Source organism: Paenibacillus chartarius (genome assembly GCF_042432825.1).
In the GTDB taxonomy this organism is placed as follows: domain Bacteria; phylum Bacillota; class Bacilli; order Paenibacillales; family NBRC-103111; genus Gordoniibacillus; species Gordoniibacillus chartarius.
Window position 1 is genome coordinate 1 of the sequence record NZ_JBHLWN010000091.1, and the last position, 11,618, is coordinate 11,618.

An 11,618-nucleotide genomic window follows, 5' to 3' on the forward strand; every position below is an offset into this window, starting at 1 on the left:
AAAAGTGCCTCTAAACCCTTGTGAGATAAGGATTTTTTGATTTTTCAGCAAGCCCTAATTATTGCAATTGGTTATATCCGGGACTCAACCTAGTATTATTGCCACTTGCAATAGTAGGTCTGTCACTACTGTTTCGCATTTCATATAACTGGGAAATGTTAGATTAAGAGATATTCATTCGACAAAATCTAATACTTTTCTAAAATTCTCTTAAAACTTCCCCCGATTTTTCTTGTTATTATTGAAATAATTCGTTAATCTATATCTAACAACAGTTTTTTCTATCGCCATAATAGTGCATATTTCGACATACTTCGTAAATAATCGATTCTACCCTTGTACCTAGCACTCTAACCCAGATTAATTAAAATAGTTCTTCCTGTCTATGAACGAAAAACAACAATCTGTCGAATTATCTGTTTAGGAGGAATTTCTGTGGTTAATCTCATTTGGACGGCACTGTTCTCTTCTTTTGAGTTCTATTGTGCACTAATATGTGTATTGACGATATTCAGACTGCCTATACGGTACCAACAAGTTAAAGTAATATCGATGGCCCTATTAATTGGAATCATCTCGGCAATCACATTCTCTTACATACCCATGTATGCACTACTCATAAACTTTACTTGTCTAGCAATAATTATTACTTTTATTTACGCTTTACCGTTCTTCTACTCTGTTCTGATTACCTCCATGTTATTTTTACTTAGCATAATAATTGAATATGGAGCTACAGTTTTTACCGGGCAGATATTGAACGTTCCTCTTGAGATCGGTTCCATCGGTCTTAAATTAATTTATGTGTTTACAGGTATTATAAACCTCATTGTTGCGTGGGCACTTGAACGTAAAAAAATCGGTTTTATGTTTATTTCCAGATACTTTAGCATGCGACATTCTGTTAAGGGCTACAACTTCTCGTTAACGGCGGTACTAGTTCTAGGGATTATGGCGCTTCAAATTACAGCACTCACTGCGGTAAGCGGAAAATTTACTGTAATCAGCTTGTATTTACTTCTATTGAATGTTCTTCTATTTGTAATCGGAATCTATATTGCATATAGGCAAAATAAACGGCAATTGAAAGAAAAGCATGAAAGGCTGCAGAAACGATGAACTTTATCGATCGGCTGGCCCATTCTTGTACGCAGTTTATTAGAGCAAATCATGAAAATTCTGCCTCGGAAAAAGTTTTATTTTACGCCTTAAGTTTAACAATCAATACATTGCTAGCTTATAGTACGGTAATCATCATATGTTCATTTACCGGTCACTTTCTTTCGGGCTTGCTCGTGGTCATCTTCTACACGCTTTTACGAGTAATTTCCGGTGGTGTACATTTCTCCACCTCACTTCGATGCTGCATATATACAATCGTGCTTTTCGTTTGCATTGGGCATACTGACCTTTCTTTTTCCACTTATTATTGTGGAACAATACTTACTGTGGTTTCTTTGTTGATTTTGGCAATAACAGCACCGCAAGGACTAAAAAATCAAAGTCGGATAGATGAAAAATATTATCCGGCATTAAAAATCGCCTCGTTGATCGTCGTATCTAGCAATTTCATCATTGGTTCATCAACACTTGCACTAGTTTATTTCGCTCAAGCTATGCATACAACCCGCATTATTCACCTTCTTTTCGGTAAACTAGACAGCTTATTTGATCAATTCACACGAAAGGAGGTGACTAAATTTGAAAACTAAAATTGCATTCTTGCTGAATGCGGCACTTGTCGTAGTTGCTTCGATGTTTATCTCAACCAATTCAATTGCAACTCACCGTCCAGAACTGCCAGAAGAACTCCTGAAGTAGTCATCAATGTCTTCACACCACGGAGCCCGGTACGCCGGGCCACCGGGAAAATCCCAACGCATGGAGCTGATCCCCGTTGACGCAAAGAATCCCCGTTACCCGCGATGGCAAGAAAGGATCAGACATCCTGGTCATTGACTCCACTGACGTACTGAAGATCGAGAAAATTCGCGACCGTGAATATATGGTTCATACGAAAGACAATCAGTATTACTTGGATACTTCACTGGATAGTATTGAAGAATGGCTGTATGAAGACGGCTTCCGTCTGCTCGATAACTCGAATATCGTCAATATGAACCGAGTGCAAGATTATGACGCGCGAAAAGGCATGGTCTATTTAGGTGACCCTTCACATAAACGTACGAAAACCGCATCGGCTGCATGGATCCATAAGGAACATATCGAGACAGTAATGAGGATGCTTAACTCCGCCAAGGCCGATCGAGTTCAAGAAGACCTCGAACCTTACCTTCTGAAAAATAAAGAAATTGAAGTGCTTCCATACGAAGAGGACGACAAGTTTTCCCGCTCCTATGCGACGATCCGGGCCATGAATGAACGCAGGAAGGCCGAGGAGAAAATCGTCCATATGGCCTACCACGACTCATTGACCAATCTTCCTAACCGTCTCCTGTTTAACGACCGAATGAACCAGGCATTCCAGCGGGCAAGAGAGGCAGGCAAGCAAGCGGCCATCATTTTCTTCGATCTGGACCGGTTTAAGGTCATCAACGATACGCTCGGTCACCACGTCGGCGATCAGCTGCTTCGCGACTTGGCCAAGAAGCTGAAGTCGTTCGTGCGAGAGCAGGATGTCGTGGCCCGGTACAGCGGGGACGAATTTATGATTTTGATGCATGATATCGCCCACATCGATGAAGTGACCGAATTCGTCAAGGGCTTGCCGAAAGTGCTGCGAGAGCCGTTCATTTATGATGAGCAGGAATTGTTCGTTACGGCCAGCATCGGCATTACGCTGTTCCCTGATGACGGTACGGATGGCGATACCTTGATCAAAAATGCGGATATCGCGATGTACCGGGCTAAGGAAAAAGGCGGCAACAATTTTCAGCTGTACCATCCGGAAATGAACAAACGCTCCCTTCACAGGCTCAATCTTGAGATTCACCTCCGCAAAGCGGTGGAAAAAGAAGAGTTTCATGTGTACTATCAGCCGCTAGTGGATCTTGGAACCGGCAAAATATTCGGTATGGAATCGCTTGTGCGTTGGAAGCACCCGGAGTGGGGCATGGTATCCCCCGGTGAATTCATCCCGCTGGCGGAGGAAACCGGTCTGATCGTTCCGCTCGGCAGCTGGGTGCTGAAGGAAGCGTGCAAACAGACGTATGCGTGGAGCCTGATGGGCTATCCTCGACTCTGCGTTTCCGTCAACATTTCGATGAACCAGTTCCATCAGCCGAACTTCGTACAGCTTATCGAGGATACGCTGCGCGAAACGAAGCTGCATCCGAGTCAGCTGTGCTTGGAGATTACGGAAACCGTAGCGATGAAGAACGTCTCTTACATTATGGAAACGATGGAAAACCTGAAGAAGATCGGCGTACAAATCTCTATCGACGATTTCGGCACCGGTTATTCTTCGCTCAGTTATTTGAAGAAGTTCCGCGTCCATACGCTCAAGATCGACCAGTCCTTCATTCGCGACATTACGGTGGACGAAGACAGTGCCGCGATTGTCACGGCCCTGATCGCCATGTCCCGCAAGCTGAAGATCAAGTCGCTCGCGGAGGGCGTCGAAACGCCGGAGCAGCTGCGCTTCCTGAAGGATCAAGGCTGCGACGAGATTCAAGGTTATATCTTCAGCACTCCGCTTGCTCCGGACCAGTTCGAAGAGCTGATGAAGAAGAACAAGCTGCTCCAAGTACATTAATTGGGGGAGGAAAAGAATGCGGGGTACCGCAACCTTTCCTTCCTTTTTTACGTCTCATGTAGTAGATTTGTATCTCTTTTCGGTTAGGAGCTTATATCGAATGGCCGCTAAACCAGCCAGCAACGTGTCCGCCCCGGGTATGCATCGCCGCCGCAGCGGAACAGGCAGCAGACGAAACATGCGCTCCTTCTGGGGCTATACCATGTTGTATGCCGTGTCCTTTTTTGTTTTCTTTATGATTTTGTTCTCGATTTGGTTTTTCTTGACTCCTTGGGGTTCTAATCTTCGTTATCTAATGGCTGATACGCTCATTACGACGCAGCATCGCGATTGGGCCAAATATTTAATCGGCTCTGAAGAGCTGCAGAAGCGTGTAGATGATTACTGGAAAAAGTTTGAGGATATGGGCAATGAGCCGGACCAACGGACGTCGGCGGTCACCGCCGCAGCCCCTGTTGCGAAGAAGCCGACAGCACCGTATGAGGTGGAACCGATCGAAGGCAAAAACTTCAAAGGACACCTGATTTACATTAATGATCCTACCAAGCTGAAGGTCATCGTCACCAATAAGGTCGGCAAAGGCGAGAAAGTGACGTCGATGGTCGAACGTACGGGCGCCCTGCTCGGCGTGAACGGCGGCGGCTTCGTCGATCCGAACTGGGAAGGGAACGGCTTTCAGCCGGAAGGAATCGTCATGTCTGGCGGCAAAGTGTACTACAATGATAGCGGCAAGAATTCAAAGCGCAACATCATCGGTATCGACCGCACCGGCAAGCTGATCGCCGGCAATTATTCCGAGAACGAGCTGGTTGGCATGGGCGTACAGGAAGCGGTATCGTTCTCGCCGCGCTTCATTGTGAACGGCCAAGGACAGCTGAAGAGCGCCGCCGAAGGCTGGGGTATCGCGCCGCGCACCTGCATCGGCCAGACGAAGGACGGACGTATCGTCTTCGCCGTCATCGACGGGCGCCAGCCCGGACACAGTATTGGCGCGACCTTGTACGATATCCAGCAAATTTTCTTGGCGAAGGACGTCGTCATTGCAGCGAATTTGGACGGCGGCTCGTCCACAGTTTTCGTGAAGGGCGGGGTAAACGACGCCAAGCCGGAAATTGTCAACAAGCCTTCAAGCGAGTATGGAGAACGCTACTTGCCGACAGCTTGGCTGCTCTTCGACAATCCGAATGCAGTGTTCAATAAGAACATTTGGGAAGGACTCGACAAGAGTAAGATTGACCCGTCCAAATGGTAAACAGGCAAGAGCCCGAACGATAGCGGCAGCGCGTTGATTCAACGGCGTTCCCCGTTACCGTTCGGGCTCTCTCATTGACGATGCATATTACCGTACAAAAGTCAGCTCCTGGCGGCTTTTTTCAGCTGCCTCAGCCGGTGCCGCGGGTTCAACTGCCGCTTCCCCCTCAACGACCTCGACTGCTGCTGCACTTGTTGCGCCGCTGCCTTCTTCCGTCTTCTTCCAGGAGCGCACTTCCTGTACAACCTGCGAGGTCACACTCTTGGCCTTGCCAATCCATTCACCGGTTTGCGCACTTACTTGCTTAGCGGCCTTCGACGTAACGGTCGTGACGTCGGTAACGAGCTGCTGCGTCTTCTCGCTCGCCTGTTGAACCCCTTCAGCAATGTCGGAGCGAAGCTCCTTCCCGCTCTTCGGCGCCAGCAGCAGTGCCGTCACCGCACCAAGCACAGTACCGGCAATTGCCCCGACGATCAGATCTTTCCCTTTTTGATTAGCCATCTTGATCCCTCTCCTTGTTCCCGTTTGGTGTTGTCTCGTTCCGCTGCGCCTTTCGTCCCGCCTGCCATTGCTGCCACAGCTCCATACCGGTGACGGCCCACTCCAGCGCGTCCTGCACGCGAGCCCGATGGGTATGTACGGCCTGCTCCACTTCCACGATGGATCGGGCCAGCGTCTTCGACGCTCTGCACACGGTTCCTCCCGCTTCACTCAGGCTCGAGCCGAGTTCCTGGACGGTGGATGCGATGGTCTTGAACGTCTGCAGCTTCGTCTGCACCTCGTCGGCAATGGCATCGGTCTTGAGCAGCAGGGCTGTCGTCTGCGCCCCCATATCGCCAAGCTGTCTCTCCAACCGTTCCATCGACTGCGACGTCTTCTGCAGCGTTTGTACCGCTTGCAGCGACGCGATTCGAGCTGCCGTCAGCGTACGGATTGCGACCACGGCGAGCGCGATGAAGGCTGCCGTCGCTGCGATTGCGCACCATTCGATTACCTGCATCGCCTGCACCTCCCTCAGCACCCGGGACGAATGCCCAGGAATAGTACAGTATAAGCCGGCGGGGCTCGGGTTGACACAAGGAATTTGACCCGCCCGTCCGGCGCGGTGATTATCGTCACCGATTGGCGTATTTTCTGATCAGCTCATCCACCTTTGCCCTCATGCATCGTATTGTCGTTTTCTTATATTGAATACCAAGTTTAAGCACCTTAAGCTGCTCTCGGCGGGTTAAGCTTTGAAACCGGGAATCCTGCTTCAGAAAAGAACGGATAATGGACCAGCTGTTAACGGCGATCTGATCCGTGTTGCTGTACGGCAGCTCATAGGGCAGCTTGCTTTTTCGAAATCGGTTCAATAACGATACAACTGTCGATGTTAATTTGTTCTCGTCCACCAGACAGGGTACTGTGTTCTTTTTCGTATACCTTTTGTAGTATTCCAAGTGGTTCATTCCGCTTACAATGACATATCCGCCGTGTTTACGGCTTTTCCTGACGACCAACAGCTGCATGCAATCCTTTGCGACTTTGTGAAGCTCTTTACTGCGTTTAGTCGGTTTGGCGACAAAGCCCGATTTAATTTTGCCTAGAGGTATATATTGCACCGCATATCGCATCCGGCAGCACCTCTCCATATTATGGTGATAGTAGTTTATGCCGGCCCATTTCTTATGTACCCGCTTTCCGCGGCGTATCGCTATGGCTCTTCGCTCTCGTACATTAAAAATACGGGGCTTCCCGTTAGTGGATGACCTCGTTTTTTTCTACGGGGGGCTTTGCGTTGCTGGTGCGGTTCGTGAAAGGATTTTGAGGGCTTTATTTTACCGTTATTCCACTTTTCATTCAAAATACCGGACTTTGGCGGCTCTATCAAATGTCAATTGATGAAATTGGGCTTGATTTTTCCTGATTGCTGGAAAACAACGCCCTCAAAATCCGCTAAACTTGTAAGATATCGTTATAGCTCACAAGGTTTTCTGCACATAGGTTGTTCGACGGATTTGCTTGAAATGGTTAGCAAGAAAGCGGATAGAATCACTCGAACAGCTAGCTTGCCTGATTTTGACTACTGCGAAAATGCAGGCATTTGAATGTAAAGCGTCAATAGCCGCCCTTAAATGGCAAAGGTACCTGTCTGCAGCATTTGCCGCAGATAGGCGATCCATGAGCAAAAGACTGCACTTTCGCTGAATCGCTCATGATTTAATGCCGACATTCAAATAAAGTGAACTCCAGCAAGAACGGATACTGCCAGGTTCATCCACAGAAAAGCTGGTTCTATAATTTCCTGGATAAAAACAAAGGAGAGGCATCTGCCCCCCCCTCACAGTAGACCCTTTCCATGTACAGCTATGTTGTTCCTATAGAATTATTTGCTGCCTCCCAACTGATTCCTGATCATATCCCTCTTGTTCGTTCCCCCGGGGGAGCGCCTTGAGTTCATTCGCAATAATCTTTAACCTACCGGTGTACTTAGTTTCTTCGCCGAAAGGGTGGAACGGCGCCATAATTGGGCCCCTTGAATAACGTAAAATAACCGTTTGACCGTTGTAGTTGAAGTATTTGTGAAACTTCCTCTTGCAGCTTTAAGTCCGGATCCGCGGAAATGTAATCTTTCCATTCTTCTAGTGTTATAACGATGAAAACACTATTGTTAACGTCAGGCTTCCATCACATATTTGTTTATATAGTCGTTTCGGAATTTGCCTTCGGGATCGAAACGCAGCAGCAGCTGGCGGAAGTCGGGCAGCTTATCGTAAAGCTCTGCCAGGCGTGCGGCCGGCATGGTGAACAGCTTCGCCCAATGCGGGCGCGCTTGAAACGGCTCAAGCTCCGCCTCGATCAAGGGCAGCACCTGCCGCACACCCTCCCATTCCTGCTTCCAGGTGAAATGAAAGCCAACCGAGTCTCGCCCATAGCAAGGGCTCAGCCATAGGTTGTCCTTGGCCACCGTGCGCAATTCGGAGACATACAGGAGCGGGGCAATGCGTTCCCGCAGCCGGTCAATGGCACACAGAGCTTCATACGCGTGTTGACGCGGAACGAAATATTCGCTCTGCAGCTCCTCCCCGGCGCTAGGCGTGAACTCCATGCGAAAATGCGGCAGCCGCTCATACCACGGTCCCGGCAAGCCGAGCTGCGGACTGCAGTTGTCAGCCGCATATCCCGGCACCGGGTGCCGGTTCACGTCCGCTAGCCTCGCACCGAAAAACTCCGGCGCTATCGGACCGGAAACGTCGTCCGACAGCTTCCGCTTCACCCACACCTGATTAAACGCCGATTGTTTCCAATCGGTAAACAGACTGACACTGTAAGCGCTTGAAGTAATGTCGTCAAAATGATCCTTGAGGGTCTCTAGCGGCAAGTTATCGTATACGTGCTGGGTCATCTGAAACGCCGGCACGACGTCCAGCGTAAGCTTGGTCACGACGCCTAAGCCGCCGAGGCTGACAACGGTTCCTTCCCACCCTCCATCCTGCTGGCCGCGGGAAAGCTTGACGACGCTCCCGTCCGCCGTCACCACCTCCATTGCGCTAACAACGGTGGCTAGATTGCCGCACGTATCGCCCGATCCGTGCGTAGCGGTCGCAATCGCGCCGGCTACCGAAATGTGCGGTAACGACGCCAAATTGTGCAGCGCATAGCCTTGATCGTGCAGGTAGCGGCACAGTTCTCCATAACGGATGCCGCCTTCAACGGTAACCTGACTGTTCACGCGGTCGAGCGCGACTACCTTATTCAGGTTCTCCAGCGAAAGCAAGCTCCCGCTGCTGTCGGCAATGTCATTAAACGAATGGCGCGATCCAAGCGCTTTCATATTGCGGCGGCTTGCCACCGCCTCCTGCACCTCCTCCACGCTCCCGGGAGTCAGCAGCTCTGAAGCTTGGTACGAATAATTTCCTGCCCAGTTTCGATAGTTGCCCATGCGCGTACACCTCTTTTATCCTGATCGTATTCCAATCGTCCATTAGTTCTTCATGGAATGATCAATATCCTCTAGGGACTATTAACTTATATCGAAACCTCCCCCCGCCGGGTTGCTTATATTAGGAATGGATGAACATGGGCGAGCAGACGCAAAAAAGGCTCCCGATTATCGGAGCCCTGGCGTAAGTATCTTTAGATAATCGTGTTATCCGCCAAAAAATAAGTCCAAAACATTGGAAGCCTTAGATGATCTGCGATTATAAAACTCCGAGTAGCCGCAATTCAAACAGTAGACGACCACAAATTCGTTTTTTTGAATGTCAAACATTTTGGAAAGCCCGGTCCCCGTCATGGCTACTTCCTTTGTATCCGCGTCTTTGCTTCCGCATTTGATGCAGCCTTTGTTACTCATTCAGGCTCACCCCCTATTCGCTTATTAAGTCTCTTCCTTCGCTTCACTAGTCTTGGTTAATTGTACGCAAGAACTTGGGGTTCGTTCCGTCTATGCTAGAGAAACGAAAAAAAAAGCCGTGCACCCGGCACGGCCCATTCATCCTATTGTACTGTCTGGGAAGCCTTCCGCTTCCCAAAGCGCTCCTCGAGAAAGCCTTCGATTTGCGTAACGGCGTCCTCGATGCCCGATACCCGGAGGCGAACCGGCTCACCCTCATACTGGGTACCTGCGTGAGCGTAACGGGGATCGTAATAATGCTCCAGCAGCAGCGCCACGGCAGGCGCATACTCCCCCTGCAGTAAGTGTGTCTTGATTTCGGCGGCAATCGGCGTATGCAGGCGCTTCGCTATCCGCTCGAACGCTTGTATACATTCCTGCTGATGCTTCTCCGGCTCGTAGTCCCGAAGGATGTGCCGGATGCGCTCCTCCTGCGGCGTCTCCAGGAACAGCTGGGCCCCCCGCTCCTTCGCATCCATGAGGAACTGCGGCAGCACGGCTTTGCCGATCCGCTGGCTCTCCGCCTCGATAATGACATAGGGTTCGTCCTTACAGGCAATGAGCTGCTGCAGCAGGAGCGCTTCAAACGTCTTCTGGTTGTTCGGCTCCAGACCGATTTGTCCGAAGATCGAACCGCGGTGGCCTGCCAAGCCTTCCAGATCGATAGCCGGATAGCCGCGCCGCGCCAGCTCGCGGATAATTTCCGTCTTGCCCGAACCCGTGTAGCCGTTAATAACGATACACTCCGGCCGGAATTCCCAGCTCTCCAGCGTCTCATGCACCCACTGGCGATAAGCGCGCACGCCTCCCATGAGGCGGTACACGCGCATGCCCATGAGCGACAGTACCGTCGCCGTCGTCTTGCTGCGCATGCCGCCGCGCCAGCAGTATACGGCTTTGCGGCCCGGCAGCTCCTCGAACTGCTTAATGAAGCCGGGCAGCTTCGCCGATACGATCTCCAGCCCCCGCTCTTTGGCGGCGTGTACGCTCACCTGCTTGTACAGCGTGCCGATCTCGGCCCGCTCCTCATCGGTGAAGATAGGGATATTGAGCGCCCCCGGGACGGCAAACTCCGCGTACTCGGACGGCGAGCGAACGTCGACGACGGTGAGCGCTTCTTTCGTCGGCAGCCCCAGAAGCTGCTCGACCGTGATGTCTTGAAACATGCGTCAGGACTCCTCTATCGGTTAAACTGTCACCTGAATATGTCCGGGATGATCCGCTACGACATCCCCGATTAAGCTGGCTTCCACTCCCGCGGCGCGAAGCTCGCCGAGCAGCGCCTCCGCTTGGCCGCCGTCGATCGAAATGAGCAGTCCCCCGGAAGTTACCGCATCGCACAATATCCACTGCTCGATCTGATCAAGCTCTGCGGCGAACGTTACGCTGCCTTCAAGATGCGCGTAATTGTTCTTCGTTCCGCCCGGAACGAATCCGGCTTCCGCCAGCTCCCGCACGCGCGGCAGCACCGGCACATCGGAACGGCGGATGCGGATGCCGACGGAGCTTCCCTTGGCGAGCTCCGAGGCATGGCCAAGCAGACCGAAGCCGGTAACGTCCGTGCAGCCGTGTACCGCATCTCCGAAGCGCTCCATCACTTCCGCCGACGTCTTGTTCAGCGTCGCCATCACCTTCGTGACGCGGGCGACCTCGTCTGCCGTCAGCTGATCCTTCTTGATCGATGTCGTTAAGATCCCGACGCCGATCGGCTTCGTCAAGATCAGCTTGTCCCCCGCCTTCGCCCCGGCATTCGGCTTCACCCGGTCCGGATGGACGATGCCGGTCACCGCCATGCCGAACTTCGGCTCATTATCGTCGATCGAGTGACCGCCGACCAGCGTTGCGCCGGCTTCCTTCACCTTGTCGGCTGCGCCGCGCAGAATTTCCGCCAGGATCGCCTTGTCGAGCGTCTTGATCGGAAACGCCACGATATTGAGCACGGTCAGCGGCTTGCCGCCCATTGCATAGACGTCGCTAAGCGCGTTGGCGGCCGCCACTTGGCCGAACGAATACGGATCGTCGACAATCGGGGTGAAGAAATCGACGGTTTGGACAAGCGCCATGTCGTCCGTCAGCTTGTATACGCCTGCGTCGTCGCTCGTATCAAGTCCGACGAGCAGATTGGGGTTATGCTCCGGCTTCGGGAGGTTTCGCAGCACTTGGGACAGCTCGGCCGGTCCGATTTTGCAGCCGCAGCCGCCTTTGCTCGAAAGCGAAGTCAGCTTTATAGAAGTTACAGCGTCACTCATTGGAGGTCATCTTCCTTCCTTGAA

Annotated in this window: 11 protein-coding genes; 4 read left to right on the forward strand and 7 right to left on the reverse strand. The window is 51.3% G+C overall.

Annotated features, from left to right (window positions below):
• Positions 1-1,115: 1,115 nt before the first annotated feature.
• From ACFFK0_RS23445 to ACFFK0_RS23460, 4 genes are all read left to right on the forward strand, one after another.
• The gene (locus tag ACFFK0_RS23445) at positions 1,116-1,712 is read left to right on the forward strand and encodes an accessory gene regulator ArgB-like protein (protein ID WP_377472800.1); all 597 of its coding nucleotides are present in this window, start codon (positions 1,116-1,118) and stop codon (positions 1,710-1,712) included.
• On the forward strand, positions 1,702-1,821 hold the full coding sequence (locus ACFFK0_RS23450; RefSeq protein ID WP_377472801.1) for an AgrD family cyclic lactone autoinducer peptide: 120 nt from the start codon (positions 1,702-1,704) through the stop codon (positions 1,819-1,821). The genes ACFFK0_RS23445 and ACFFK0_RS23450 overlap by 11 nt, the downstream gene beginning before the upstream one ends.
• A gap of 76 nt (positions 1,822-1,897) precedes the next feature.
• A complete protein-coding gene (locus ACFFK0_RS23455; protein WP_377472802.1) occupies positions 1,898-3,715 on the forward strand; it encodes an EAL domain-containing protein in 1,818 nt (605 codons plus the stop codon).
• A gap of 202 nt (positions 3,716-3,917) precedes the next feature.
• On the forward strand, positions 3,918-4,967 hold the full coding sequence (locus ACFFK0_RS23460) for a phosphodiester glycosidase family protein (RefSeq protein ID WP_377472833.1): 1,050 nt from the start codon (positions 3,918-3,920) through the stop codon (positions 4,965-4,967).
• 87 nt (positions 4,968-5,054) lie between these two features.
• On the opposite strand, the gene ACFFK0_RS23465 is transcribed toward ACFFK0_RS23460, so the two are convergent.
• The 7 genes from ACFFK0_RS23465 to selD all read right to left on the reverse strand — a co-directional run bounded on the left by ACFFK0_RS23465 (position 5,055) and on the right by selD (position 11,594).
• The gene (locus ACFFK0_RS23465) at positions 5,055-5,468 is read right to left on the reverse strand and encodes a YtxH domain-containing protein (protein WP_377472803.1); all 414 of its coding nucleotides are present in this window, start codon (positions 5,466-5,468) and stop codon (positions 5,055-5,057) included.
• Entirely contained in the window at positions 5,461-5,967 is a 507-nt protein-coding gene (locus tag ACFFK0_RS23470) for a DUF948 domain-containing protein (RefSeq protein ID WP_377472804.1), read from the reverse strand. The genes ACFFK0_RS23465 and ACFFK0_RS23470 overlap by 8 nt, the downstream gene beginning before the upstream one ends.
• Positions 5,968-6,082: 115 nt before the next feature.
• Positions 6,083-6,571 (reverse strand): hypothetical protein, encoded by a 489-nt coding sequence (locus ACFFK0_RS23475; protein ID WP_377472805.1) that lies wholly within the window; start codon positions 6,569-6,571, stop codon positions 6,083-6,085.
• Positions 6,572-7,626: 1,055 nt separating this feature from the next.
• Positions 7,627-8,892 (reverse strand): FAD-binding protein, encoded by a 1,266-nt coding sequence (locus ACFFK0_RS23480; protein WP_377472807.1) that lies wholly within the window; start codon positions 8,890-8,892, stop codon positions 7,627-7,629.
• Between the two features lie 207 nt (positions 8,893-9,099).
• Complete coding sequence (locus ACFFK0_RS23485) at positions 9,100-9,306, reverse strand: zinc ribbon domain-containing protein (protein ID WP_377472808.1); 207 nt, start codon at positions 9,304-9,306, stop codon at positions 9,100-9,102.
• 143 nt (positions 9,307-9,449) lie between these two features.
• Complete coding sequence (gene mnmH, locus ACFFK0_RS23490) at positions 9,450-10,511, reverse strand: tRNA 2-selenouridine(34) synthase MnmH (protein WP_377472809.1); 1,062 nt, start codon at positions 10,509-10,511, stop codon at positions 9,450-9,452.
• 21 nt (positions 10,512-10,532) lie between these two features.
• Entirely contained in the window at positions 10,533-11,594 is a 1,062-nt protein-coding gene (selD, locus tag ACFFK0_RS23495; protein WP_377472810.1) for a selenide, water dikinase SelD, read from the reverse strand.
• Between the last annotated feature and the right edge of the window lie 24 nt (positions 11,595-11,618).